Genomic DNA, 24648 nt, shown 5'->3' with positions numbered 1-24648 from the left:
AGCCTTTTGTTCCTTTATTTCTCTATTTTTGACGACTTAAAGTTATAAAGGTGCGGCTATGTCATTTCAACTCACCACCATAAAAGTCGAGCATCGCGTTGTTCCTATATAAAATTTATCTTCCTAACTTTGCTGAGGAACGAGATCAAATTCAACAAACAACTCTATCTTGAAAAATAAAAAAATCACTATGAACAATGTACTATATACTTTTTCATAATAGTGAGAGTATCAGCATGTGGTGTTCCATTACCCCGTGTGCCGCGTGGGGGTAAGGAATACTCCTATCATTTTGAAAATTTATATAAGCACTAAGTCTTAACAATATACACCTTCATTATTAAGTTTTATTTTTTGAAGATCCCCCATATTTAAATTAAATACCCACTTCAATAACACAGTAACAACTCTAATATTAAGAGTCAGAAGTTATTTCAATTTAATTATAAAAGAATGATATTAGCCTGCTGATTATTTTTATTGTTTATAATTTATTTAAATAAATTATTGTATAAAATACATATAACAACATAAGTGAATTTTATGAAAATTATGATTGAAGGCGAGATTGAAATACTGGATGTCTGGGGGGAAGGTAGAATTATTGATTGCCTTTCCAGAAAGTATCCTTGTAAAGCGTGGGAAGAAGACCTTCATGTTACGGGGTTTCCGAATGCAATTAATGTAAACCATAAAGATCAAAAAATTTCTAACGGCCCCGATGAAAAAAAAGACATTCCCAATCTCAGCCCTGTTGATAGCTATGACTATCCAAAATTCAACATACCAGACGGATCATGCAAATATATCACATTAATGGGATCACCATTAAATGATGAAACCATGAAAGAGATGATTAGAGTTTTCAATAAACAACCTAGGCATGGTGGTATTTTTCTTTATGGTCTAGATATTGATGTAACATCTAAATTTGAAAGGTTGTTAAATGAAATTGGTAATATACCAAGAAAATATAAGGTAATACACCATAAAACAGATGTTATATCAAAATTAATACCGCCATTCAATGAAATTAAATTATTAACGACTCATCACGTTGATGTTTTTGCCATTCATCACCGTGTACCTGGGGATGAACTTTAATTCACATAGCTGTTTTCAGTTCCAATAATATACCTTGTACTATAATTCATAGTAAAAAGCCACACATTAACGTAATACCGCTCACTTAAGCAAATTAAGATAAGCCATAATCGGCCTCAGATGATTGTCTAAGGCCGATTTTTATGTCTGAATTTTCTCGTGAACTCCAAGCTACTAATGATAACCCGCCCATCAATTCTGCCGAGGGTGGTGCCCACGGGGAGTTAAACCGCACGGTCAGACTGCTGACATTGCGGCGCTCCCAGCGGACATGATGACCGAACGGCCAGTCGCCCAGCAGATAGATCACTTTCAGCCGCTGCACCGCTTCCGTGATGGAGGGTGCTTCGCACACGGTCAGCGTTTTCTCCCGCAATGACTGTGGTGTTTGTGGGTATTGCCTCAGGCCGGTGACCTGAGCGGTAAACAGCTCTTCACGTAATGCGGTATCGGTTTCATCCGGTGCCGGTAAAAAAATGGGGTTCATGGTGTTGTTCCTTGATTTTATGTCAATGAAAGAAAACACCCGCCCGATACCGGGAAGGTGTTTTGGCTTCCCCGGTCAGGCGCTTAAGAAAAGCGTTAACAGCCTCATGGGCTGATAACGTTAATGATGATTATTTTTGTTATGGATAAGTGACGGACTGATAACGTCCTCTCTGGGTTTCAGTGTCATGACCGAGGCTATCAGGCCGCTTTCCGGGTGCTGCTGCGCATACGCCTGCAATGCGCAGAACCGGTACGCATCCTCATTCTGTGTATCCGGCACCACGATACGGGCTGATACGATGGCCGTGACCGCCAGCCCGAAGTCATCGGCTGAAAACGTGACCGTCAGCTGCGTAACCGGCAGGTAAACGGAATACGTTTCCGCCCGTGTCGGCACCATATAAGTCAGCGATTCAGACACCTGTCGGCTTGTCCACTGTTCAGGCTGATAATCGCCGCATAACGTTGATGCGGTATTCGCCAGCAGAAAACCCAGAAACAACTGTTCCAGCGGGGTTTTATCGGGAAACACGACCGACAGTGCAAGACTGTCCAGCATAATCAGTTCATTCTTTGGCATCACGTTCTCCTGTTATGCACCCTTTAAGCCCAAAGCAGCCCGGATACACGAAGCCTGAGGATGTTGCAGTGCATATTCACGCAGGTCGCAAAACCGTTCAGCGTACCCGTCCAGCTTCATCAGGGCCGTCAGATAACCCAACACGCTCAGGGTTACCATCAGCCCGAAGGCATCGGCGGAGACTTCGCCTTTAAAGTCAGTCGTATCCACGTTGACCACAAACGAATCCGACCGTGTCGGCACGACATAGGCGATGCTGTCTGATACTTTCCGGTACCGCCATCGGTCACACCGGTCATCGTCACAAAGCACAGCGGCGGCTTTAATGAACGTGTGTTCCAGCAGCATCAGTTCCAGTGAACCGGTGTGCGGAAAAATTTCAGCAAAAGGGGATAATTCAGCCGGGTGCACCGTGGCTGGGGTAGTATTTTGTTGCATGGTATTCTCCTGATAAAACAACGGAGAACACCTGACCCAATGGGAAATGTGTTCCCCGTTGATCGGGCATCAATGGCTAATTGAAAATATTCAAATAGACAAACGGATGCTGAAGCAGTGGCTTGGATCGGGTTTTATCGATAAAGGATTGTTTTATCGAACAGCGGAAGGAACACCGCAAGGCGGTATTATCTCGCCAGTGCTGGCTAATATGGCACTAGATGGGCTGGAAAAGGTACTCGAAACCCATTTTGGGAAGAAGAATACCAAAGCCAGTTATAAGACCAAGGTCAATTATGTGCGTTACGCAGATGATTTCATTATTACGGGTATCTCGAAAGAGTTGCTTGAAAATGAAGTTAAACCTTTAGTTGAAGCTTTTATGGCGAAGCGAGGGCTGCAATTGTCACCGGAAAAAACGGTTATTACGCATATTGCAGATGGGTTCGATTTTCTGGGACAAAATTTACGTAAGTATCACGGTAAGATGTTAATCAAGCCAAGTAAGAAAAACTTGCGAAATCATCTCCAGAAACTTCGGGGCATAGTCAGAAGTAACCTTATGGTCAGACAGGATGTATTGATTCGTTTGCTCAATCCGGTTTTACGTGGCTGAGCAAATTATCATCGTCATGTTGTGGCTAAAGAAACATTTGGCTATGTGGACTACCGTGTCTGGAAGCTCCTTTGACGTTGATGCTGTCGTAAGCACCAGAACCGCAATAAACGCTGGGTGAAGGAGAAATATTTTCACGCAGTGGGCATCGAACAATGGGTATTCCAGTGTGTTGATACTCAGGGCAAGCTAGCTCGATTGCTCAGAAGTAAAGACATCCCGATTAAGCGGCATATCAAGATAAAATCGGAGTCTAATCTCTACGACCGCAGTGATGAGTTGTATTTCGAACAGCGCCAAATTAAGCACTGGAAGGAAAACAAACTCTACCTCGGAAAATTGCGGACGATATGGGAACGCCAACGATATTGATGTTCAGTCTGCGGACAAATGTTTAAGAATGATGAAGATTGGGATATCCATCACATTATTCGAAGAACAGATGGAAGCGGGGACAAAATCGATAACTTGATAATGTTGCACCCAAATTGTCATCGACAATTGCATGTGGTTATGTGATCTAACTGCTAACAGTTTTTAGATAAAAGGGTTAACATAAGAACATTTGTGTTTTAAGTTTAAACACAAATGTTCTGTATGAGTTGGTTGTACGACAGAGTTTGAATAGTAAGGCTGAACTAAAGCCCTTCTAGTCAGTCTATTTCTTCCGGAGGGTATATAACTTAAGGAGAAAGCTGTAATGTCACAGCCGAAAGCACCCTATTACTACAAAAAGAGCAGTGATACTTACCACTGGGAAACTAGCTGTAGTAAAAATCATCACCCTGATCCAAACTGGGAAAAGGTTTATGACAAACCTAGTAACAGAGAACAGTGTAACGAGTGTAAAGCGAAGTAATACTTCTTTTTTTGTCGTCGGTCTATATGCAAGTCTAGACTTATAAAGGCTTGAGCCGTATGCAGGGAAACTTGCACGTACGGTTCTTAGGGGGCGGCGGTACAGTAATGTGCTGCTGCTACCCGACGTGCTGTTCATCCTGATGATGGAATTGCCCATCCATTAGGATAAAAGTTTGAAGGCGAGCAGAAAATATCTGCTCGCCTTTTTACTTTTTGCTCTTAATGAAATACAAAAGGGTATATTTATCATTGTGGTATAAGTTCCAATAACCGATGAGGGAAGAAATGCGAATTAAAATTTTGCTCGGAATGTCAGTACTACTGCTGGCTGGTTGTACAACGAATAATCAATTAACTTCCACTGGCTCTAATGTACGTTTTGTGGATACTCAGCCGGGTAGCGAATGTCAGCGGTTAGGTGAAGTGACTGGTACTCAGAGCAACTGGTTCAATGGGGTTGGTAATGAGAGCAGTTCTATGCGTGGCGCGGCTAATGATTTACGTAATAAAGCGGCTGCAATGGGGGGAAATGTTATTTATGGTGCAAATAGCCCATCAGAAAATCTGTTAGGTAGTTTTGTTCCCCTTGATAGCAAAATGGTTGGACAAGTCTATAAATGTCCCTAGGTATCAGTAAGAAGATATAGCAAAGAACATGGTGTGCAAGTGTGGGCAATGTCCAGAAAAACGTTTTGTAACACGATAAGTGGCCTAATCGTTTGAATTTCTGTGCACTGCCCATTATGAAATGTTTTCGACGGTGAGTTTGTTGAATTAGTGATGGGTAAACATCATTTTGATGAGTTAATGCCGCCCTAAGCCTAAATCCAACGGTGTTTTACTCGGTTCGCCACCGATTTCCCTTGTCAGACGCGGAACCAAATAGCCGGAGACTTTAGCCAATAGCTCCCTCATAATGGATTTTGCTTCTTCATCAGTGACAAGAAAATGTGCAGCTCCCTGAACTTTATCCAGCACATGGATATAGTAAGGTAAGATACCCGCATCAAATAACACATTACTTAAGTCTGCCAGAGTATCGGCATTGTCATTTATATCACGCAACATGACGCTCTGATTCAACAGTGTTACTCCCGCTTGTTTCAATCGCATCATGCTATTGCGAAAAGCATCATCAATTTCGTTTGCATGGTTAATATGGGTTACCATAATCACTTGCAAATCTGATTGTGCCAAACGGTTACATAATGAAAGAGTGATCCTGTCGGGGATGACGACAGGTAAGCGAGTATGAATACGTAACCGCTTAATATGCGGGATGGATTCAAGATGAGTAATTAGCCAATCCAGTTCATGATCCTTTGCCATAAGCGGATCACCACCAGAGAAGATGATCTCATTCAGCTCAGTATGTTGTTCAATATAATTGAGCACCGTATGCCAGTTATTTTTATTACCTTTATTATCCTCATAAGGGAAATGGCGCCGGAAACAATAACGGCAATTTACTGCGCAGCCTCCTTTGACCAGTAACAAAGCGCGATTGCGATACTTATGCAGCAATCCAGGAACCACAGGATGTTGTTCATCTAATGGATCAGTGGAAAAACCGGCTGAAATATCAAACTCTTCTCGTGCAGTGAGAACCTGTAGTAATAAGGGATCTTGCGGATCGCCTTTTTTCATTCGTGATACAAATGCTCTTGGCACACGTAAAGGAAATAGACACCGCGCCTCATTGCCTTCTTTCAATATGGCGTGCGTGTTCAGGGACAACAATTGCAACAACTCATTGGGATCAGTGATAACATCCGTAAGTTGTTGTAGCCAGACTTCTCTGGCAGGGTGAATATGGGTTATAATGTGTGCCATTTTTGGCTAAGCCATTTCGTTAAAAATTAGAGGATCTCCATGGCTACTTATAGTACCAATGAATTCCGTTCAGGTCTTAAAATCATGTTAGATGGCGAGCCGTGCGCTATTCTTGACAGTGAATTTGTCAAACCTGGTAAAGGGCAGGCATTTGCCCGCGTCCGTATTCGCAAGTTGATTTCTGGTAAACTGCTGGAAAAAACTTTTAAATCAACAGACTCTGTTGAAAGTGCAGATGTTATGGATATCAACCTGACTTATTTGTACAACGATGGTGAATTCTGGCATTTCATGAACAACGAAACTTTCGAGCAATTAGCTGCGGATGTGAAAGCCGTTGGTGACAATGAAAAATGGCTGATCGATCAGGCAGAATGTATTCTGACTCTGTGGAATGGCCGCCCTATCGCTGTTACTCCACCAAACTTTGTTGAACTGGAAATTGTTGACACTGATCCGGGCCTGAAAGGTGATACCGCAGGTACTGGTGGTAAACCAGCTACTCTGAGCACTGGCGCGGTAGTGAAAGTACCTCTGTTTGTACAAATCGGTGAAGTCATTAAAGTTGATACCCGTTCTAACGAATACGTTTCCCGCGTCAAATAATCGCGTGTTGTTATTTTAAAAAACCGTAGCCTCTTCGTCTAGAGGTTGCGGTTTTTTGTTGTACTCGATTTTGTTACACGTTGCGACTCTCTGGTCTGATAGTTATAATCCAGTTGCATTTCTTATCGTTATCTGGGACGACCTGGATAAACGCCATCTGATTGGGGACGGCCCCGCTTTTCATTGGATAATTTTCCATTAGATATAAGGTGAAAAGGCATGTCTTGGTTGATACTTCTCATCGCAGGTTTACTTGAAGTTGTGTGGGCTGTGGGCCTGAAATATACTCAGGGTTTTTCTCGTTTAGTTCCGAGTCTAATTACCATCAGTGCGATGAGTGTCAGTGTAGGGCTACTGGCTTATGCCATGAAAAACTTACCAGTAGGAACTGCCTATGCGGTATGGACGGGAGTTGGGGCTGTAGGTACAGCGATTTTCGGTATCATGGTATTGGGGGAATCTGCGAACTTTGCCAGGATATTGAGTCTTGGTCTGATTATTGTTGGTATTATTGGTCTGAAACTTGCCAACTGACTGTCAGTAAGGTTTGATGATTTGTAAATGAACCCAGCATTATGCTGGGTCTTATTTTTGCTCATTTTTTCTCATAACGGGAAGGCCATATCTCTTCCGGTGTAAGCCCTAGTGCGGCTGCGATAAGACGTTCTCCTTTTGGCCAGTGGCGTTGTAGAGCATTGGCAAGAGTTGATGATGCTAACCCGGCAGTACGTGACACTTCTGATAGTGTTGTACCTCTTTTTTTCAATTCAGCAATGATATCAGCGGAATGCCAATCTTTATTTTCCATTCTTAAGTTCTCCTGTTACCTGTCATTTTTCAATTAAAAAGAAATGAATTAATAGTAGACTATGAGTCACACATAATAACATAACTAAGATTTAAATGTGACTCATAGTCCGTGGTCGGATAAGTAACATGAATCGATACTTATCGGATGAAAACATCGAACAACATCAAATCCGTTTTTGGACAAAGAATTAGATATCTCAGGAAAGAAGCCGGGATGTCGCAGGAGGCTTTTGCCGATAAGTGTGGTTTGGATCGAACTTATGTCAGCGGCATTGAACGCGGTGTCAGAAATCCTACCTTAGAAATTATTTATGTCATTGCGAATGGATTGCAAATTGAGTTGAATGAACTGTTCAGTTTTGAGGCTTCTGTTTCTTCTAATTAAAATTTCTACAAATTATTTCATCAGTCATGGTAAGACACTGTCTAAGCTCTGTGGTGTAAGATCACCTTTGGACTTTGTGAACTATATGCCCAAAGGTGAATTGAATATAGTACATGATGTTATCAGAGCGCTGTCTCCCCAATATTATTTATGGCATCAATGACCATTTGCCAAAATTTGTTTTGATCCAGCTTTACGGCAACTTGAGTATGGCAGTCTTCTGGAGGAGGAACGCGGAAGTCAGCGACTGTCATACCTGTCGTTAAAACTCCTGTCATCTCGATATTTACGGGGACTTTTTGGGTAGTCATAACCGTAGGATCAATGACATAAGCGACTGCGCAGGGATCATGGACTGGAGGATAATTGAAGCCTTGCCATATCCGATAACTTTCTCCATAAAATTCCAGTGCATCCAATACGAACTGAGCCGGACGTGTTTTTATCCGGGCGATTGCTTCAATCACTTCTGGAGTTGCCTGAGCTTGATGGGTAAGATCTAATCCGACCATTGTCAGTGGCCACTTCTCATTAAAAACAATGTGAGCCGCTTCAGGGTCGATCAAGATATTAAATTCAGCAACAGCACTTCTGTTACCTATATGGTAACCACCTCCCATTAATACAACTTCTTTTACTCGTTCAACAATGTGGGGCGCTTTTCGGGCAGCAAGGGAGATATTAGTCAAACCTGCCGTTGGAACTAATGTCACGCTTTTAGGCGGCTGTTCCATGATGATATCAATGATCAAATCAACTGCATGCCGCGGATCTAATTTTATTACAGGCTCAGGCAATTCAGTGCCATCCAGACCAGTTTCTCCATGAATGTCAGGTGCAGTTTTGATCTCTCTTACCAGTGGGCGATGACACCCCGCAGCAAACGGAACATTGTGGATGTTAACGATACGGGCAATGGAAAGCGCATTACGGGTAACTTTATCTAAGGTTTGGTTACCAACAACGGTCGTCACAGCTAAGAGTTCGATATCGGGGTTCCCATGGGCAAGCAGCATGGCAATGGCATCATCGTGACCAGGATCACAATCGAGGATAATTTTTTTAGGAAGCATATTTATTCCTTTTTAAGGTGCCTAAAAGTTATGGTGCTCAAATATACATATCAAGAATAATTCACCGTCAGTAAAAATTCTTCTGCTGACTATCACAAAATGACTTGATAAAAATCATAACTTATTAACAATGACTTTAATTATTGTGATTTAATTAACATACGAATAACAAATGATTTGAGCATTTCTAATACATGTGATTCATATATGGAGTAAAAATTTGCAGATGAACTTATCTTGTTTTTGTTAACTTATTATTTATTTTCGTACCCTTTTGTTATTCCACTTGAATAACAAATATTACCTGAATAAACGATTTTAAATAAATGCGATACACCTCCCTGAATAGAAAGCTGTTGGCAGTGCATATCAGGGAATAGACTGATGCTCACGGGGTGTAATATGAACAATCAGATCGATTCATTAACATACTATGCAGCCACCAAAAAATATGACCTCCGCTTCCCAACACTGACAGAAGATCTGGATGTTGATGTCGTTATCATTGGTGGTGGATTTTCTGGTGTCAATACTGCCCTGGAACTGGCAGAAAAAGGCATTACCAATATCGCGATTTTGGAAGGAAGGACTCTGGGATATGGTGGAACGGGACGCAATGGCGGGCAGGTTATGACTGGTATTGGTCATGATTTGGATCGGATTAAACACCATGTCGGTGAGAAAGGTCTGGAGACAATATTTAGAATCAGCAATATGGGGGCTGGAATTATTCGTGACCGGATTGCCAAATATGATATCAAGGCGGATTTCTGCCGGGGTTATGGTTATCTGGGTTATAACTCCCGACAAGAGAGGACACTGCGAAGCTGGCTGAAAGAATTTCGGGAAGCCAGTCCTGATGAAGAGATCGAACTTTATACTGGTTCAGATGTTAAAAAAGTCATTGGTTCAGATCTTTACACTTCTGCATTGAAACATATGGGCGGAGGACATGTTCATTCATTGAACCTATTGTTGGGTGAAGCCAAAGCGGTCACAGAATATGGCGTCAAAATTTTTGAAAACAGCCAGGTTTTGAACGTGGAATATGGCTCACGGGTTACCGTTCGTACAGCAATGGGTTCTGTGCGGGCAAACAAAATGCTATGGGCGTGCAATGCTTTTCTGAATGGTCTTGAACCGACCATTTACAAAAAAACAATTAATACTTACGCATTCCAGTTAATGACAGAAGAATTATCGGATGAACTGATAGAAAAAATCAGTCCGATCCGTGGGGCATATAGTGATATCAATCCTGTTATCAACTATTACCGGGTCACTAAAGAGAACCGATTGCTATTTGGTAGTGCGACAAAATATCTCGAATATATTCCTTCGGATTTAAAAGAATGGAACCGTAAGCAGATGCTGGATGTTTATCCCTACCTGAAAGATGTGAAAATTGAATTGGCATGGGGTGGGCCTATGAATTGTAGCGCCAGTCTCTTCCCGCAAATAGGTTCCTTGCCAAAACATAACAACGTGTTCTATGTCCAAGGTTATTCGGGTTTTGGTGTGACGCCAAGCCATATTATCTGCAAAGTACTGGCAGAAGGTATGAGTGAAGGCTCCGAGCGCTATTCACTGCTAAGTTCTATCCCACATCTGAATATTATCGGCAAAGATAAATTGAGGCATTTGCTTCTTTCTGCCGGAAAGATTTGGCATCAAGCGTCAGGCTATTGGAAAGGGCGTCGTTAGTTTTATTGATTTTGGAATTTTCACTTTTTGTACATGAACTTTTTTGCACAATAAATTCTGAAAGGTAAAAGTCATGATAAAGCCGTTATTGTTAGATAAAGTACTTCCTGAATTAATGCCAATTGGTAGTGTCACCAATCTTGGTTCTATCGTTGTAGAAGGTGATCCACAGGCAAGTGGTGCAATGATCCACGGAGAGCCAACGGATAACCTGACTTGCGGTATTTTTGCCTGTACCAAAGGAAAATTTAAGATGGTTTATCCCTTTGATGAAATGGCAACTGTTCATGAAGGCTCCGTGAAACTCACGGATGTTAAAACGGGGGTTATGGTCGAATACCACGAAGGTGACTCATGGTTTGCGGCAAAAGGCACTGAAGTCCTGTGGGAAATCACCAGTGAACGTTTCGTTAAACACTATATGGCATGTGTCAATGCTCAGGTTTCAGACTGACAAGAGGGAAATATAATGAGTGAAATCACTTTGCTAGAGTCCGTTACAGCTTTTTTGCAACGTTCTCATGGCCATTATATCAATGGACAAGTTGTTCGTGGCCAGGAAGGAAAAATCTTTTCGGTCGTCAACCCAGCATCTAATGAGGTGATCGCTACCGTCAACCGGGGAAGCCAGGCAGAAGCTAATGCTGCTATGGAAGCTGCATCAACGGCTTTTCATGGTTCATGGGCACAGACTTCTCCTATGGAACGTGGTAATTGCCTGATTCGATTGGCGGATTTACTGCAAAAACATAGAGAAGAACTTGCCCAGCTTGAAAGTCTGTGTTCAGGAAAAACCATTCAGTTATCCCGGATGCTGGAAGTTGGTGCTTCTGCTGAATATTTGCGCTACTTTGCCGGTTGGTCGAGCAAAATAAGCGGTGAAACGCTGAATGTTTCATTGCCATCGTTCAAAGGGGAACAATATACCGCCTTTACCCGCCGTGAACCGGTTGGTGTGGTAGTCGGGATTATTCCATGGAATTTCTCGATTATGATTGCTATCTGGAAACTGGGAGCGGCATTGGCCTGTGGTTGTACGATTGTTCTGAAACCCAGTGAGTATACTCCCTTAACTATGCTGCGTGTAGCAGAATTGGCGAAGGAAGCCGGAATTCCTGATGGTGTGATCAACATTGTCAATGGTTCTGGTACTGGTGTGGGTGCGGAACTACTCACTCATCCACTATGTGCCAAAGTCACTTTTACGGGATCAGTCCCTACTGGCTTACTGATTGGTAAATCCGTGATGGAAAACGGCCTGCTCCGTGCAACGTTGGAGTTGGGAGGCAAAAATGCGGCGGCTTTCTTGGCGGATATGTCTATCGAGAAAATTGTTGAAGGAATATTGGAAGCTGGTTATGTGAATCAGGGGCAAATTTGTGCAGCAGCGGAACGTTTCTATATTCCCTCTGTTCACATGGATGCGGTTTTGAAATTACTTTCTGAACGTTTGTCTGCGATGAAGATTGGCTCTCCTCTTGATGAAACAACAGAGATGGGGCCTTTGGCAAACAAAGAACATTACGAAAAAATTCTGTCTCTGTTTGAAAAAGCGCGTCAGGAGGGGAATGAAATCATATATGGTGGCCGTGCCCTGGAAGGGAAAGGTTTCTTTGTTATGCCAACCGTGATCCGTGCGAAAAGCGCCGAAGATACATTAATGAAAGAAGAAACGTTCGGCCCGATAGGGACTTTCCTCAGTTACGATAGTGAGGAAGAGCTGATTTCCATGATGAATGCAACGCCATTCGGTTTATCTGCCAGTTTATGGACAAACGACTTAAGTAAGGCAATGCGCATGATCCCACGTATTCGGGCGGGTATTTTATGGATTAACATGCACACGTTCCTTGATCCCGCAGTTCCGTTTGGTGGTATGAAATCTTCAGGAATTGGTCGTGAGTTTGGCAAGGCATTCATTGAGCACTACACAGAACTGAAATCGGTCATGATGCGGTATTGATAGCAACAGGCCATTTATACTAACAGATTTTAGGTTGTCTCATAGAGTGTAAACGGGGCAACCTGAAAGATATCGGGCCTAGCCGTTGGGTTGTATTTTGAAATCTGTTGGGTATTCACATGGTTCCAATACATATTGCAAGAAATTGTCATCAATGTGTTATTAACCTTTCACAGTAATGTCATATTAGGTGTTCACTATTTGGGGGAGAAATTCATATTTATAGTGTTTTGTTTAATTTTCCCGAAAGTCAGGAATACTCTATGCCTTATAGCTACATCCCCTCCCGTAATTACACAAAAAACTTGCTAACTCTTACTATCGCCATATTAATGTCAGGAACTTGTTTATCTGCACGAGCCAGTAATACAGGGAACATCATGGCAGAACCTCGTTTAGCTCGTGGAGATATAACCCAGTTTGGTGGTGCCCGTCGTCTTACCGAAGATCAAACGGATGCCCTTAAGGCAGCATTGAGAAACAAGAAAGCGAAGAATGTTATTCTGTTTATCGGTGATGGTATGGGGGATTCTGAAATCACGTTAGCTCGCAATTATTCACAAGGCGCTGGTGGTTTTTTTAAGGGAATTGATGCACTGCCTTTTACTGGACAATACACTCATTACTCTCTGAATAAAGAGACGAAGAAACCAAACTATGTCACGGATTCTGCGGCTTCTGCCACTGCGTGGTCAACAGGGACGAAAACCTATAATGGTGCGTTGGGCATTGATGTTTTTGGTAAAGCTCATCAGTCATTACTGGAGTTAGCAAAGAAAAACGGAAAAGCGACAGGGAATGTTACGACTGCTGAAATTCAGGATGCTACACCAGCCGCGTTGTATGCCCATGTCACAAACCGTAAATGCTATGGCCCACGGGAAACTTTGGCAAAATGCCCTACCGATGCTTTGGAAAACGGTGGTAAAGGGTCTATCACAGAACAGCTTTTAGTTGTGCGTCCCGATATTACTTTGGGAGGTGGTGCTAAAAGTTTTGAGCAACAATCGTTATCCGGCGCTAATAAAGGAAAAACTCTGAAACGACAAGCCCTGGAACAAGGGTATCAATGGGTAACGGATATAAAATCATTACATGGTATTCAAGAGGCCAATCAGAAAAAACCGCTGTTGGGGTTGTTCAATAATGGAAATATGGATGTAATCTGGGAAGGGCCAAAAGCGGTTTATCACGGCAACATTAATGAAGCGCCAGTGAAGTGTAAAATTAACACTGATCGTAATTCCGCTGAACCCACATTGGCACAACTAACAGAAAAAGCGATTGATTTATTGAAAAACAATAAAAATGGTTTCTTATTGCAGGTAGAAAGTGCTTCGATTGACAAACAAGATCATGCAGCTAACCCTTGTGCCCAAATTGGGGAAACAGTGGCATTCGATGAAGCTGTACAAGCGGGTTTGAAATTTGCAAAGCAACATGGAGACACCTTAGTTATAGTTACGGCTGATCATGCCCATTCCAGCCAGATTATTGAACCCGATGTTAAATCCCCCGGGCTGACTCGCTCATTGATTACTAAAGATGGTGCAGTCATCACTGTAAACTATGGCAATTCAGAAAAAGACGAACAAAATCATACCGGAACACAATTACGTGTTGCCGCTTATGGCCCTTATGCAGCCAATGTTGTTGGCTTAACTGATCAAACCGATTTGTTTTTTACCATACGTAATGCGATGGAATTGAAATAATAAGGTAATGAATGTTGTTATAGATTTTTAATTTGTGATTAAGATGCCACAATATATGATAGTGGGAATCATTATCATTTGTTTTGGCGGTTGATTATGAACAGTGCAAAGCGGAATCTAAAGCTGACTGTCTGGCACAGCATTACGGGATTGTGGGGTATTCTGTTATCCAGTTTGGTTGCATTCGCATTAGTAATAACAGGAGCAGGGTTAGAACAATTTAAAATTAGCATCCAGGGGGCAATGATTTTAACGCTTTTGCTATTGTTACATCGTAATGCCCGCCATTTTTTGCTTCTCCCCGCCGGGATTGTTGTGACGTGTAGCCTGTTTGCTGGCTTGCGTTGTTTAGGGCACTTTCATTTTTGAGAACAATAAGATGTATTACAAGGATAAAACCAGAAAAGAGAGAGAAAATGTGAGAAAGAAAAAGCAAGAGAGTATGGAATATAAGAGATGAGCAGATAAATATTAACAGTGGTGCGAAGGGGGGGACTTGAACCCCCACGTCCGTAAGGACACTAACACCTGAAGCTAGCGCGTCTACCAATTCCGCCACCCTCGCAGATACTGCTATTTATCTGGTTTGTTTAATTGATTTATCCGGTTGATTCATTTAACTAATAGCTGTCTGACTTGGTGCGAAGGGGGGGACTTGAACCCCCACGTCCGTAAGAACACTAACACCTGAAGCTAGCGCGTCTACCAATTCCGCCACCCTCGCAAATTCAGACACTATCATTTAAAGACAACTAATTAAACAGATAGCACGGAGGCGCATTCTAGAGATTTTACGGCTGACGTCAATCATTATTTATCGGGAGAAAGCATGATTGATGCAAAAATCGACATATTGAAATTGCCCACCCATTTGGGAAGGGCAATAACTGTTTGATTCGTTACTTCTTGGTGGCTTGATAAATTTTGAATTTACCTGTCTGAGCAATCACTTCGTGTCTACCAAAAGCGCTATCCAGCAGCTCTGGATAAGGTAAAAAAGCGTTTGCTACGATCCGGAACTTACCACCATATTTCAGATAGTTGGGTGCCATACGGATCATATCGTCAGCCGCTGACAGACTTGTCTTCAGGCCGTCATGGAATGGTGGATTGGAAATGATCCAGTCGAATTTTTCTTCAATAGCGGAGTAAACATTACTGGTAATGACACTCCCTTCCAGTTTATTCGCTTTCAATGTCGCTTTACTGGATGTGATAGCTGATGCATTGACATCGCTGAGTGTCAGTGACAAGCCGGGGTTATTTTTACCCAACACCGTTGCTAAAACACCAGAGCCACAAGCGATATCCAGCAGGCTGCCAGAAATCGGTGTATCAAATGTAGAGAGCAGAAGACGGCTGCCAACATCCAGATCATCCTGGCTGAATACGCCGGGCAATGTATTGACGGTGACATCACCGACTTGATAGCTGTTCCACCAATTGTTCTGATCAAATTGAACCTGATACTCCAGTTGACCGTAAAACAGGCTGCAACGGCGGGCGCTGTCTACTTTGCGGAAAGTGGCAATGCCTTCCATCAGTTTATCAACGCTACGAACACCACTGCGATTTTCGCCGACAATAAAAATATCGGTTCCGACAGGCAAAATGGAAAACAGACTACGCAGTTGGAAACGTGCTTCATGCTTGCTTTTTGGCCAGTAATAAATCAGCGTATCACATCCTTTGACAAATGTGCTGTCCGCGGTAAGACCAAACGAGGCATTATCACCCAGTGTGCGGATCAGCGACTGCCAGTGATGATATTGATTAGTATGTACTCGCACACTTGCAGCTTCAATTTCCGTTGCCAGAGTATCCTGAAGGTCACCAGCAAAAAGCAGATGATGGGAGTGGAATTGCTCTTGATGGCGCAGGATAACTTCACTGGCCGATGTTAATACTGACATCTATGATTAGCTCCTTATAAATCTTTATCCAGTAATAATTATCTGTGGGCAAAACTGAGATGCCGCATTGATTGGCACAGAGATAAGCCCTCTGATAATATACCTTTCATCTTTCAAGTTGCAGTTTTGTTGGCTGCAACTTGAAATCTATTAGGTATATATTACCTGTTATTTTTTATGGCTGATGGAATAAAACACGATGACAAAGCGTGACAGATCACTGACTCGATTAGGCATCATCCAATGGGTTTTGCGTAGCCCTGCGACCCTGCGAGGTGAATTATCTGTCCTCATCCCTGACTCAACCCGTCTGTTGATCATTAGCCATGATCACACTGACTTAAATCATTCATTATTTGCTGATATTTTCACAGCCATGGGGATTAATGTCTCATCAGTTTATTGCATCACGACAAAAGACGTTGAGTTACTTTCGGAATCAATACATTGCCCATGCTGGCTGTTGGGGGTTGATATTACCTTATCAATACAAGGGATTTCTTTGAGAAGCCCTGCATTAAATGATTTATCCCTTGATGGGGATGCAAAACGCGCTCTTTGGCAACAAATTTACCATTATGAAGAATATTTCTCTATTAACTCCCGTTGATCTTCCCGTTGCATTTCAAATAGAACAGGCCAGCCATGCTTTTCCCTGGAGTGAAAAAACTTTTTACTCTAATCAGGGAGAACGTTATCTCAATTACAAAATCGCGCTTAATGACCAGATGATTGGTTTTGTAATAGTGCAGTGTGTTTTGGATGAAGCGACACTCTTTAATATTGCTATTCATCCTGAGTATCAATCTCAGGGGCATGGGAAAACATTGCTGAAATACTTGATCGATGTATTGCCTCAAAAACAGATTAATACACTGTGGCTTGAAGTACGACGTTCAAACAGGTCGGCAATTCGTTTGTATGAAGATTTGGGATTTAACGAGGTTTCTATTCGCAAAAACTATTACCCAACCGCGACAGGAAAAGAAGACGCAATCATTATGGCGTTGCCATTATTTGGAGAGTAACGAAGTTTTATACCATCTTGAACATCATTGGTTGTCTATAATGCCAAGTTCAGAGAAAATAAGCGCCAATCACGATTAACATGCCGGATCCGAAGGTGAAGCGTTATTCTGTGCTTCACAAACGGTAGCTATCCGCGCGTAGACTGGAAGATTTCAATTAATGTCAAATTCCTCATTCTTGCAAGAAGTCGCCAAGCGAAGAACCTTTGCAATAATTTCTCACCCCGATGCGGGTAAAACGACTATTACTGAAAAGGTATTGCTGTTTGGACAGGCGATTCAAAAAGCGGGGACGGTAAAAGGCCGGGGTTCCAATCAGCACGCTAAATCAGACTGGATGGAGATGGAAAAGCAACGTGGTATCTCCATTACCACTTCGGTAATGCAGTTCCCTTATAGTGATTATCTGGTTAACTTACTGGATACTCCCGGGCATGAGGATTTCTCCGAAGATACTTACCGTACTCTGACTGCGGTTGACTGTTGTTTGATGGTAATTGACGCTGCGAAAGGTGTTGAGGATCGTACCCGTAAACTGATGGAAGTTACCCGCCTGCGTGATACGCCGATCCTGACATTCATGAATAAACTCGACCGTGATATCCGCGATCCGATGGAATTGATGGATGAAGTTGAAAACGAGTTGAATATCGCCTGTAGCCCGATCACATGGCCGATCGGCTGTGGTAAATCATTTAAAGGGGTTTATCATCTTTATCAGGATGAAATTTATCTGTATCAATCCGGTCAGGGGCATACGATTCAGGAAGTCCGGGCTATTAAAGGGTTGGATAACCCTGAGTTGGATGCGGCAGTTGGTGAGGATCTGGCTAATCAGTTACGTGAAGAGCTAGAACTGGTCAAAGGTGCATCACACGAGTTCGATCTGGATGCCTTCTTACAAGGTGAATTAACCCCGGTATTTTTCGGCACTGCACTCGGTAATTTTGGTGTTGATCACATGTTGGATGGCCTTGTTAAATGGGCACCGATGCCAATGCTTCGTCAGACTGATGCACGTGAAGTCACTGCAAAAGAAGAAAAATTCACGGGTTTTGTTTTCAAAATTCAGGCCAATATGGATCCGAAACACCGTGACCGTGTGGCGTTTTTGCGTATTGTTTCTGGTAAATACGAAAAAGGTATGAAACTGCGTCAGGTGCGCACCAAAAAAGATGTGGTTATCTCGGATGCACTGACCTTTATGGCCGGAGATCGTTCCCATGTTGAAGATGCGTATCCGGGAGACATTATTGGCCTGCACAATCATGGCACGATTCAGATTGGTGATACCTTCACTCAAGGTGAAGAGCTGAAATTCACAGGCATTCCAAATTTTGCCCCTGAATTGTTCCGTCGTATCCGGTTGCGTGATCCGCTGAAACAAAAACAATTGTTGAAAGGTCTCGTTCAGTTATCAGAAGAGGGAGCCGTACAGGTATTTCGCCCATTAACCAATAATGATCTGATCGTTGGGGCAGTGGGGGTACTTCAGTTTGATGTCGTTGTTGCTCGTTTGAAGAGTGAATATAACGTTGAAGCGCTGTATGAACCTGTCAACGTTTCTACTGCACGTTGGGTAGAATGTAATGATGTCAAGAAACTAGAAGAGTTCAAACGCAAGAGTGAGCAAAATCTGGCACTTGATGGTGGCGATAACCTGACTTACATTGCACCAACCATGGTTAATTTAAATCTGACCAGTGAACGTTATCCTGATATTGTTTTCCGTAAGACGCGGGAACACTAATATTTTTTCGGGGCCAACAAGTAGTTGGCTCTTTTTAATTTGTTACTCCATTCTAAATATATTGGTTATGCTTTATTTAAAGCATAATTTTCTGGCTTAGAAAATATACGTTATTTATTGTAAAGTCCATTTCATCCCCATAATTTGATGATATATCATCTTTTAACAATTTGGCTTAGTTAAGGGAAGGTAGTAGGATGAAAAAATTAAAGTTCACACACTCACTCTTGGCCGTTGTTTTAGGTTCGGTTTTAGGCTCGGTATTAATAAATGGCAGCGTATCAGCCGCAGAAACATCTTCAGGCAATACTATAGAAGGTAATTCTTTAGAAAATAAAATATTAGAAGATAAAGCGTTAGAGAATACGGGCCAAAAAATTGATTCTTCAATCAAGAATGCAGAGGAAAAAATTGATAACTCACTGAAAAAATTAGGTGGTTCTTTTGATGATAGTGTTATTACTGCCAAAATAAAAGAAAAGTTACTGGAATATAAAGGGATTAATAGTAACGATATTTCAGTGAAAACGGAAAAAGGCGTAGTTTATCTTTCCGGTTTTGTCAAAAATGAAGAGCAGGTTAAACGGGTGATTAGAATTGCCCATCAAGTCGATGGTGTAAAATTCGTAAATAGTACGTTAACTATCAGAAAATAAAAAGTATTTTGATGGAGTGGCAGATAATAGGCCACTCTTTTTGTTTCTATTCTCCAAATAAAACCCAACCTGATTAAGCGATTATCTTTTCAAGAGCATGATATGTGCAGTCTATTCAGAGAGTAAGCAAATGCTTGCCTGTTAGTGAATTAATCTTCATTATTTAATGCAATTCTCATAAATACATCGTTTTTTACAAGCACACTGTTTTTTACGAGCACTTTGTTTGCATAACTATATACTGATAGACAGTCATATACCCAATGGATGTCAAGGGGCATCGCAGCCAACAACAAAGAGGCAACTTGAAAAACGGAGAGTATAACTCAAATTGTATTTTGAAACTGGCATTGACTTTATAGGGGGGATTATGGGGAAACATATTCCGATTACGCTGGGTAATATAGAGCCGTTAACTTATACATCACGGATCAAGCCGGGAAAAATTGCACTTGTCTGTGAAGGTGGTGGGCAACGAGGAATTTTTACCGCAGGTGTGTTGGATGAATTTCTCCGGCTTGATTTTAACCCGTTCGAATTGTTTCTTGGCACTTCCGCTGGAGCGCAGAACCTTTCTGCTTATATCTGTGGTCAGAGAGGATATGCCCGTAAGGTAATTAAAAATTACACAACTAATACTACCTTTTTTAATCTGTTGCGCTTTGTCCGGGGTGGGCATCTAATCGATCTGGATTGGTATATTGATATCGTTTCTGAAAAATCACCCTTGAATATTCCTATTGCGATGCGACATTTTGATGCAGGGCGTGAATTCTATATGTGTGCCTGTCGAGTGGATGATTTTGAAGCCAATTATTTTCATCCTGATGAAAATAATTGGATGGAGATTATAAAGGCTTCCAGCGCTATACCTGGTTTTTATCGCAATGGCGTGACACTTGATGGTATTGTTTATCAGGATGGTGGCATTTGTGATGCTATCCCAGTAGAAGAGGCTTATCGCCGTGGTGCAGATACCATTGTGGTGGTCAGAACAGTGCCTTCACAGCTTTATTACACGCCACAGTGGATTAAACGAATAGAGCGCTGGCTGGAAAGCAGTAGCTCACAAAAGATGATTCAGATGTTGAAGCTGCATGCTAAAAGCTACTATCGGACACAGCAATTTATTGAAAATCCGCCGGATGATGTGCAGGTATTCGAAATTTATCCACCAGCACCATTGGCTACAATGGCACTGGGAAGCAGGATTAGTGCATTGGATAAGGATTATTACTTGGGGCGGCGCTGTGGGCGGTATTTTCTGGCAACTATTGGACATACTTTTGTCGGAGGTAAATTCGGGTTAGCAGAACGTAAAAGTTATGGTGTTTGTCGCAATGGCTTAAATCATGATGAAATGAACCGTAATGGTTTCAGGCACAATGGCTTTTTGGACAATATGAATAGCCCGGAGATTGAGGGAACTGAGGTGAATGATATTACCCCGACTCCACTGACGGGTATTACCATGATGGATAAGTAAATGTTTATCGATACACATTGCCATTTTGATTTTTTCCCTTTTGTTGACGATGAAACAGCAAGTTTAGAACGTGCCAGACAAACAGGGGTAGAAAAAATCATTGTCCCGTCAGTCAGTCAGGTGAATTTTCAACGTGTTGCCGATCTGGCCGCTACCCATGATTCAATTCATGCTGCGTTTGGGTTACATCCTTTGTATATCAATGAACATCATGACATGCATCTGGATGAACTGGAGCAGAAACTCAAGGAAAAGCAGTCTAACTGTGTAGCGGTAGGTGAAATCGGGCTTGATCTTTATATGCCGGAACCTCAGTTTGAGAAGCAAAAAAGCCTATTGGCAGCGCAGCTCATGCTGGCCAGGAAGTATGAATTGCCTGTGATACTTCACTCCCGCAAAAGTCACGATCAATTGGCAGCAATGTTACGAAAACACAGTGTGCCACGTACCGGGGTGATCCATGGCTTTGCCGGAAGCTTGTCTCAGGCACAGGCTTTTATTCGTTTGGGTTTTTACATTGGTGTTGGTGGAACTATTACTTATGAGAGAGCAAAAAAGACGCGTGATACGATTGCACGATTACCGCTGTCATCTCTTGTGTTAGAAACGGATGCACCTGATATGCCATTATCAGGGTTTCAGGGGCAACCAAACCGACCAGAAAGAGTTGCTCAGGTTTTTTCTGCATTGTGTGAATTGCGTCCTGAGTCTACGGATGAAATTTCCCACCAAATTTATCAAAATAGCATGACATTGTTTGCATTAAGCTAGTTTCTTTTGAGTAAAAATCAGGTAATTTTTTGTCAGGTAAAAAGCGGTCTTCCGTCTTAAATAAACATTAATAATATTTAACTGGCATTATCTTCTTATTTCTCCCTTTTTTTCCACAAAATTATCTAAATCCTTGTAAATAGCATGGTCATATGTGATGTAGATCTCATTTTCTGTTTTTATATTACTTTTTGCTGTATTAATTTGTGATGTTAGTTGCTTGTTCTTTTTTACTACTAGGTATAATCGCCCCCACACACAGTGTCAGTAGGAACTCACAAAATAACTGACATATTTTTAATTCAATTAGTGAACAGGGACTCTTCCAATGCAACTCATTATGAGCCTGATAGGGATGGTAGTGCTGATTTTTATCGCAGTACTTTTCTCCAGTAATTACCGAGCTATTAAAATCCGTACTGTCCTCGGCGCCTTTCTTATTCAGGTAGCTATTGGGGCATTTGTACTTTATGTGCCGGCAGGTAAAGACATTCTGGGCGGAATGTCAAAAGGTGTTTCCAATGTAATCGGATATGGTCAGAAGGGAACTGATTTTATCTTTGGTGGATTGGTTTCTGACAAAATGTTTGAACTGTTCGGCGGCGGCGGCTTTATTTTTGCTCTGCGTGTTCTGCCGGTCATTGTTTTCTTCTCTTCTCTGATTGCAGTTCTGTATTACATCGGCGTTATGCAGTTTATCATCAAAGTTCTTGGTGGTGGTTTGCAAAAATTGTTGGGAACATCACGTACAGAGTCTCTGTCCGCAACAGCGAATATTTTCGTAGGTCAGACTGAAGCCCCTCTGGTTGTTCGTCCTTATATCGCGACCATGACTCAATCTGAACTATTTGCTGTTATGTGTGGTGGTCTGGCTTCTGTAGCAGGCTCTGTATTGGCAGGCTACGCATCCATGGGCGTTCCATTGGAATACCTGATCGCAGCTTCATTCATGGCAGCACCGGGTGGCCTCTTGTTTGCAAAACTGATGGTGCCAGAAACTGAAAAAACACACGATACTGTTGATGCAATGTCTCTGGTTACTGCTGAAGAGCGTCCGGCTAATATTATCGATGCGGCGGCATCTGGTGCGGCATCCGGTATGCAGTTAGCTCTGAATGTAGGTGCAATGTTGTTGGCATTTACTGCATTGATTGCTTTGTTGAATGGTATGCTAGGTGGCATCGGTGGTTGGTTCAGTTATCCTCAATTGTCGATGGAACTGGTTCTGGGCTGGGTGTTTGCGCCAATTGCTTATCTGATTGGTATACCGTGGCATGAAGCAACAGTTGCGGGTTCTTTCATTGGACAGAAATTGGTTGTTAATGAATTCGTCGCATTCATGAACTTTGGTGAATATCTGAAACCAGATGACGTAGTTAAAGCAGCGGGTTTGCAGGTACTTTCTGATCACACCAAAGCGATTATTTCTTTCGCACTGTGTGGCTTTGCTAATTTGTCTTCTGTTGCCGTTCTACTCGGTGGTCTGGGTGGTATGGCGCCAAACCGCCGTGGTGACATTGCGCGTTTTGGTCTGAAAGCCGTATTGGCTGGCTCACTCTCTAACCTGATGAGTGCCACAATCGCCGGATTCTTCTTTTCTCTATAATAATTAGAGAAATCTGATTAGGAAACGTATACTAAATTGGATGCAGGTGAGTTGATCTCACCTGCATTTTATTTTTCTTAAGGCTAATAATTGTGATTAATTTCACAATGAAATGATTATCGTTGCAATTCTTATCCAATTAATGTGATTTTAAACACTCATTATTGTGTGTTGACATGTTCAAATAATGATGTTCTAAGATTTCATGGATTAAGCTGATGCCTGTCGGGGGCAGTACAAACTAAAGAAATATGTGCGGAGAGAAGGAACTCTGTTGTTGCGGGGGAATATAATCATCGCAACATCTTCAAGGAACCAAGTCCGCTCGCCAACATAAGCGTTTAAAGAATGTGTGAACTGATTGAGCCACAATAATACCGTTGGAGAGTTCTATGACCGATTTAACCGCAGCTGCTCAGCGTGCGCTGAGTTTGATGGATTTAACAACACTCAATGATGATGATACTGATGAGAAAGTGATGGCACTTTGTTATCAGGCGAATAGTCCGGCAGGGCATACCGCAGCCATCTGTATCTACCCACGTTTTATTCCGGTTGCACGTAAAATATTACGTGAACAAGGAACACCTGACATTCGTATTGCCACTGTTACCAATTTCCCACATGGTAATGATGATATTGATATCGCACTAGCGGAAACCCGTGCAGCCATTGCTTATGGTGCAGATGAAGTGGACGTTGTTTTCCCTTATCGTGCATTGATGGCGGGTAACGAACAAATTGGTTTTGACTTGGTTAAGGCCTGCAAGGATGCCTGCGCTGAAGTAGGTGTTTGGCTGAAAGTTATTATTGAAACCGGCGAACTGAAAGAAGCTGATCTGATCCGCAAAGCATCTGAAATATCAATTAAAGCGGGAGCAGATTTTATTAAAACTTCAACCGGAAAAGTACCCGTGAATGCGACACTGGAAAGTGCAGAGATCATGCTCAGTGTCATCCGTGATATGAGGGTAGGTGATACTATTGGATTTAAACCTGCGGGCGGTGTGCGTACTGCAGAAGAAGCAGCACAATATCTGGCTCTGGCAGATCGGATCATGGGTGATAAATGGGTAGATTCCCGCCATTTCCGTTTTGGTGCTTCCAGTTTATTGGGAAGCTTATTGACAACGTTAGGGCACCAGGGGCAAAAGCAAAGCAGTAGTTACTGAAAACCGTTATTTAGAACCATCATTTATTGAAAACAGTCGTTATTGAGATCAATAACGACATATTGAAGGTTTGCTAAGATAAGGTGCAT

The 24648-nt window shown here is 42.2% G+C and carries 26 protein-coding genes, 2 tRNA genes and 2 pseudogenes; 21 read left to right on the top strand and 9 right to left on the bottom strand.

Annotated elements, in window-relative coordinates:
• The first annotated feature begins 543 nt into the window (after positions 1-543).
• Positions 544-1104, top strand: coding sequence for a hypothetical protein (locus Xbud_RS08440; RefSeq protein ID WP_099135648.1), 561 nt, complete (start codon positions 544-546; stop codon positions 1102-1104).
• Between the two features lie 178 nt (positions 1105-1282).
• Here the strand turns inward: Xbud_RS08440 and Xbud_RS21315 are convergent.
• The 3 genes and pseudogenes from Xbud_RS21315 to Xbud_RS08425 all read right to left on the bottom strand — a co-directional run.
• A pseudogene (locus tag Xbud_RS21315) lies at positions 1283-1396 on the bottom strand (DUF1281 family ferredoxin-like fold protein); the annotation flags it as partial.
• 315 nt (positions 1397-1711) lie between these two features.
• Positions 1712-2173 (bottom strand): antirestriction protein, encoded by a 462-nt coding sequence (locus tag Xbud_RS08430; RefSeq protein ID WP_099135647.1) that lies wholly within the window; start codon positions 2171-2173, stop codon positions 1712-1714.
• Between the two features lie 12 nt (positions 2174-2185).
• Positions 2186-2611, bottom strand: a complete 426-nt coding sequence (locus Xbud_RS08425; protein ID WP_099135646.1) for an antirestriction protein — start codon at positions 2609-2611, stop codon at positions 2186-2188.
• Between the two features lie 46 nt (positions 2612-2657).
• Between Xbud_RS08425 and Xbud_RS20435 the strand changes: the two genes are divergently transcribed.
• The 4 genes and pseudogenes from Xbud_RS20435 (at position 2658) to Xbud_RS08410 (ending at position 4715) form a co-directional block, all read left to right on the top strand.
• Positions 2658-3227, top strand: a complete 570-nt coding sequence (locus tag Xbud_RS20435; protein ID WP_244589886.1) for a reverse transcriptase domain-containing protein — start codon at positions 2658-2660, stop codon at positions 3225-3227.
• A 384-nt stretch (positions 3228-3611) separates the two neighbouring features.
• Positions 3612-3746: pseudogene (locus Xbud_RS20430) on the top strand (HNH endonuclease); the annotation flags it as partial.
• 181 nt (positions 3747-3927) lie between these two features.
• Positions 3928-4086, top strand: a complete 159-nt coding sequence (locus tag Xbud_RS19775) for a hypothetical protein (RefSeq protein ID WP_169923037.1) — start codon at positions 3928-3930, stop codon at positions 4084-4086.
• 287 nt (positions 4087-4373) lie between these two features.
• Positions 4374-4715 (top strand): DUF4156 domain-containing protein, encoded by a 342-nt coding sequence (locus tag Xbud_RS08410; protein ID WP_169923036.1) that lies wholly within the window; start codon positions 4374-4376, stop codon positions 4713-4715.
• Between the two features lie 177 nt (positions 4716-4892).
• Here Xbud_RS08410 and epmB read toward each other — a convergent pair whose 3' ends face one another.
• Positions 4893-5921, bottom strand: coding sequence for an EF-P beta-lysylation protein EpmB (gene epmB, locus Xbud_RS08405; protein ID WP_099135643.1), 1029 nt, complete (start codon positions 5919-5921; stop codon positions 4893-4895).
• Positions 5922-5960: 39 nt separating this feature from the next.
• On the opposite strand from epmB, the gene efp reads away from it, so the two are divergent.
• Together efp and sugE are read left to right on the top strand one after the other, a co-directional pair.
• Entirely contained in the window at positions 5961-6527 is a 567-nt protein-coding gene (gene efp / locus Xbud_RS08400; protein ID WP_099135642.1) for an elongation factor P, read from the top strand.
• A 219-nt stretch (positions 6528-6746) separates the two neighbouring features.
• Entirely contained in the window at positions 6747-7061 is a 315-nt protein-coding gene (sugE, locus tag Xbud_RS08395; RefSeq protein WP_099135641.1) for a quaternary ammonium compound efflux SMR transporter SugE, read from the top strand.
• A gap of 61 nt (positions 7062-7122) precedes the next feature.
• Here sugE and Xbud_RS08390 read toward each other — a convergent pair whose 3' ends face one another.
• Positions 7123-7335 carry a helix-turn-helix domain-containing protein gene (locus Xbud_RS08390; RefSeq protein WP_038260439.1) on the bottom strand — a complete coding sequence of 71 codons (213 nt, stop codon included), beginning with the start codon at positions 7333-7335 and terminating at the stop codon, positions 7123-7125.
• Positions 7336-7482: 147 nt separating this feature from the next.
• Between Xbud_RS08390 and Xbud_RS08385 the strand changes: the two genes are divergently transcribed.
• The gene (locus tag Xbud_RS08385; RefSeq protein ID WP_099135640.1) at positions 7483-7722 is read left to right on the top strand and encodes a helix-turn-helix domain-containing protein; all 240 of its coding nucleotides are present in this window, start codon (positions 7483-7485) and stop codon (positions 7720-7722) included.
• Between the two features lie 122 nt (positions 7723-7844).
• On the opposite strand, the gene uriH is transcribed toward Xbud_RS08385, so the two are convergent.
• Entirely contained in the window at positions 7845-8795 is a 951-nt protein-coding gene (uriH, locus tag Xbud_RS08380; protein ID WP_099135639.1) for a uridine-preferring nucleoside hydrolase UriH, read from the bottom strand.
• Between the two features lie 402 nt (positions 8796-9197).
• On the opposite strand from uriH, the gene Xbud_RS08375 reads away from it, so the two are divergent.
• The 5 genes from Xbud_RS08375 (at position 9198) to Xbud_RS08355 (ending at position 14546) form a co-directional block, all read left to right on the top strand.
• The gene (locus tag Xbud_RS08375) at positions 9198-10499 is read left to right on the top strand and encodes an NAD(P)/FAD-dependent oxidoreductase (protein WP_099135638.1); all 1302 of its coding nucleotides are present in this window, start codon (positions 9198-9200) and stop codon (positions 10497-10499) included.
• 73 nt (positions 10500-10572) lie between these two features.
• Positions 10573-10953 carry a cupin domain-containing protein gene (locus tag Xbud_RS08370; RefSeq protein ID WP_099135637.1) on the top strand — a complete coding sequence of 127 codons (381 nt, stop codon included), beginning with the start codon at positions 10573-10575 and terminating at the stop codon, positions 10951-10953.
• 15 nt (positions 10954-10968) lie between these two features.
• On the top strand, positions 10969-12462 hold the full coding sequence (locus tag Xbud_RS08365; RefSeq protein WP_099135636.1) for an aldehyde dehydrogenase family protein: 1494 nt from the start codon (positions 10969-10971) through the stop codon (positions 12460-12462).
• 263 nt (positions 12463-12725) lie between these two features.
• Entirely contained in the window at positions 12726-14177 is a 1452-nt protein-coding gene (phoA, locus tag Xbud_RS08360; protein ID WP_099135635.1) for an alkaline phosphatase, read from the top strand.
• 96 nt (positions 14178-14273) lie between these two features.
• Positions 14274-14546: a DUF1435 family protein gene (locus Xbud_RS08355; RefSeq protein ID WP_099135634.1), complete on the top strand. Its 273-nt coding sequence runs from the start codon at positions 14274-14276 to the stop codon at positions 14544-14546.
• A 109-nt stretch (positions 14547-14655) separates the two neighbouring features.
• Here the strand turns inward: Xbud_RS08355 and Xbud_RS08350 are convergent.
• From Xbud_RS08350 to rsmC, 3 genes are all read right to left on the bottom strand, one after another.
• Positions 14656-14742 (bottom strand) — tRNA-Leu (locus Xbud_RS08350).
• Between the two features lie 72 nt (positions 14743-14814).
• Positions 14815-14901: transfer RNA gene (locus Xbud_RS08345), tRNA-Leu, on the bottom strand.
• 175 nt (positions 14902-15076) lie between these two features.
• Positions 15077-16090, bottom strand: coding sequence for a 16S rRNA (guanine(1207)-N(2))-methyltransferase RsmC (gene rsmC, locus Xbud_RS08340; protein WP_099135633.1), 1014 nt, complete (start codon positions 16088-16090; stop codon positions 15077-15079).
• 199 nt (positions 16091-16289) lie between these two features.
• Between rsmC and Xbud_RS08335 the strand changes: the two genes are divergently transcribed.
• The 8 genes from Xbud_RS08335 to deoC all read left to right on the top strand — a co-directional run bounded on the left by Xbud_RS08335 (position 16290) and on the right by deoC (position 24559).
• Positions 16290-16700, top strand: a complete 411-nt coding sequence (locus Xbud_RS08335; RefSeq protein WP_099135632.1) for a DNA polymerase III subunit psi — start codon at positions 16290-16292, stop codon at positions 16698-16700.
• Positions 16669-17118 carry a ribosomal protein S18-alanine N-acetyltransferase gene (gene rimI, locus Xbud_RS08330; RefSeq protein WP_099135631.1) on the top strand — a complete coding sequence of 150 codons (450 nt, stop codon included), beginning with the start codon at positions 16669-16671 and terminating at the stop codon, positions 17116-17118. Before Xbud_RS08335 ends, rimI begins: the two co-directional genes overlap by 32 nt.
• A 160-nt stretch (positions 17119-17278) precedes the next feature.
• Entirely contained in the window at positions 17279-18868 is a 1590-nt protein-coding gene (prfC, locus tag Xbud_RS08325) for a peptide chain release factor 3 (RefSeq protein ID WP_099135630.1), read from the top strand.
• Between the two features lie 197 nt (positions 18869-19065).
• Complete coding sequence (locus tag Xbud_RS08320; protein WP_099135629.1) at positions 19066-19524, top strand: BON domain-containing protein; 459 nt, start codon at positions 19066-19068, stop codon at positions 19522-19524.
• Positions 19525-19894: 370 nt separating this feature from the next.
• Positions 19895-21010, top strand: coding sequence for a patatin-like phospholipase family protein (locus tag Xbud_RS08315; RefSeq protein WP_099135628.1), 1116 nt, complete (start codon positions 19895-19897; stop codon positions 21008-21010).
• Positions 21011-21781 carry a TatD family hydrolase gene (locus Xbud_RS08310; protein ID WP_099135627.1) on the top strand — a complete coding sequence of 257 codons (771 nt, stop codon included), beginning with the start codon at positions 21011-21013 and terminating at the stop codon, positions 21779-21781. It abuts the gene before it with no gap.
• Between the two features lie 340 nt (positions 21782-22121).
• Entirely contained in the window at positions 22122-23387 is a 1266-nt protein-coding gene (locus Xbud_RS08305) for a NupC/NupG family nucleoside CNT transporter (protein ID WP_209028684.1), read from the top strand.
• 392 nt (positions 23388-23779) lie between these two features.
• Positions 23780-24559, top strand: a complete 780-nt coding sequence (gene deoC / locus Xbud_RS08300) for a deoxyribose-phosphate aldolase (protein ID WP_099135625.1) — start codon at positions 23780-23782, stop codon at positions 24557-24559.
• Positions 24560-24648 lie beyond the last annotated feature (89 nt).

The organism is Xenorhabdus budapestensis, assembly GCF_002632465.1.
GTDB classification, from domain to species: Bacteria; Pseudomonadota; Gammaproteobacteria; order Enterobacterales; family Enterobacteriaceae; genus Xenorhabdus; species Xenorhabdus budapestensis.
The sequence above is the reverse complement of the archived record's forward strand: the minus strand, read 5'-3'. Positions and strand labels throughout refer to the sequence as shown.

Bases quoted from the DNA above. Each gene is read 5' to 3' on its own strand.
- Xbud_RS08440 (WP_099135648.1), top strand. From the start codon at position 544: ATGAAAATTATGATTGAAGGCGAGATTGAAATACTGGATGTCTGGGGG.
- Xbud_RS08430 (WP_099135647.1), bottom strand. From the start codon at position 2,173: ATGCCAAAGAATGAACTGATTATGCTGGACAGTCTTGCACTGTCGGTC.
- Xbud_RS08425 (WP_099135646.1), bottom strand. From the start codon at position 2,611: ATGCAACAAAATACTACCCCAGCCACGGTGCACCCGGCTGAATTATCC.
- Xbud_RS20435 (WP_244589886.1), top strand. From the start codon at position 2,658: ATGTGTTCCCCGTTGATCGGGCATCAATGGCTAATTGAAAATATTCAA.
- Xbud_RS19775 (WP_169923037.1), top strand. From the start codon at position 3,928: ATGTCACAGCCGAAAGCACCCTATTACTACAAAAAGAGCAGTGATACT.
- Xbud_RS08410 (WP_169923036.1), top strand. From the start codon at position 4,374: ATGCGAATTAAAATTTTGCTCGGAATGTCAGTACTACTGCTGGCTGGT.
- epmB (WP_099135643.1), bottom strand. From the start codon at position 5,921: ATGGCACACATTATAACCCATATTCACCCTGCCAGAGAAGTCTGGCTA.
- efp (WP_099135642.1), top strand. From the start codon at position 5,961: ATGGCTACTTATAGTACCAATGAATTCCGTTCAGGTCTTAAAATCATG.
- sugE (WP_099135641.1), top strand. From the start codon at position 6,747: ATGTCTTGGTTGATACTTCTCATCGCAGGTTTACTTGAAGTTGTGTGG.
- Xbud_RS08390 (WP_038260439.1), bottom strand. From the start codon at position 7,335: ATGGAAAATAAAGATTGGCATTCCGCTGATATCATTGCTGAATTGAAA.
- Xbud_RS08385 (WP_099135640.1), top strand. From the start codon at position 7,483: ATGAAAACATCGAACAACATCAAATCCGTTTTTGGACAAAGAATTAGA.
- uriH (WP_099135639.1), bottom strand. From the start codon at position 8,795: ATGCTTCCTAAAAAAATTATCCTCGATTGTGATCCTGGTCACGATGAT.
- Xbud_RS08375 (WP_099135638.1), top strand. From the start codon at position 9,198: ATGAACAATCAGATCGATTCATTAACATACTATGCAGCCACCAAAAAA.
- Xbud_RS08370 (WP_099135637.1), top strand. From the start codon at position 10,573: ATGATAAAGCCGTTATTGTTAGATAAAGTACTTCCTGAATTAATGCCA.
- Xbud_RS08365 (WP_099135636.1), top strand. From the start codon at position 10,969: ATGAGTGAAATCACTTTGCTAGAGTCCGTTACAGCTTTTTTGCAACGT.
- phoA (WP_099135635.1), top strand. From the start codon at position 12,726: ATGCCTTATAGCTACATCCCCTCCCGTAATTACACAAAAAACTTGCTA.
- Xbud_RS08355 (WP_099135634.1), top strand. From the start codon at position 14,274: ATGAACAGTGCAAAGCGGAATCTAAAGCTGACTGTCTGGCACAGCATT.
- rsmC (WP_099135633.1), bottom strand. From the start codon at position 16,090: ATGTCAGTATTAACATCGGCCAGTGAAGTTATCCTGCGCCATCAAGAG.
- Xbud_RS08335 (WP_099135632.1), top strand. From the start codon at position 16,290: ATGACAAAGCGTGACAGATCACTGACTCGATTAGGCATCATCCAATGG.
- rimI (WP_099135631.1), top strand. From the start codon at position 16,669: ATGAAGAATATTTCTCTATTAACTCCCGTTGATCTTCCCGTTGCATTT.
- prfC (WP_099135630.1), top strand. From the start codon at position 17,279: ATGTCAAATTCCTCATTCTTGCAAGAAGTCGCCAAGCGAAGAACCTTT.
- Xbud_RS08320 (WP_099135629.1), top strand. From the start codon at position 19,066: ATGAAAAAATTAAAGTTCACACACTCACTCTTGGCCGTTGTTTTAGGT.
- Xbud_RS08315 (WP_099135628.1), top strand. From the start codon at position 19,895: ATGGGGAAACATATTCCGATTACGCTGGGTAATATAGAGCCGTTAACT.
- Xbud_RS08310 (WP_099135627.1), top strand. From the start codon at position 21,011: ATGTTTATCGATACACATTGCCATTTTGATTTTTTCCCTTTTGTTGAC.
- Xbud_RS08305 (WP_209028684.1), top strand. From the start codon at position 22,122: ATGAGCCTGATAGGGATGGTAGTGCTGATTTTTATCGCAGTACTTTTC.
- deoC (WP_099135625.1), top strand. From the start codon at position 23,780: ATGACCGATTTAACCGCAGCTGCTCAGCGTGCGCTGAGTTTGATGGAT.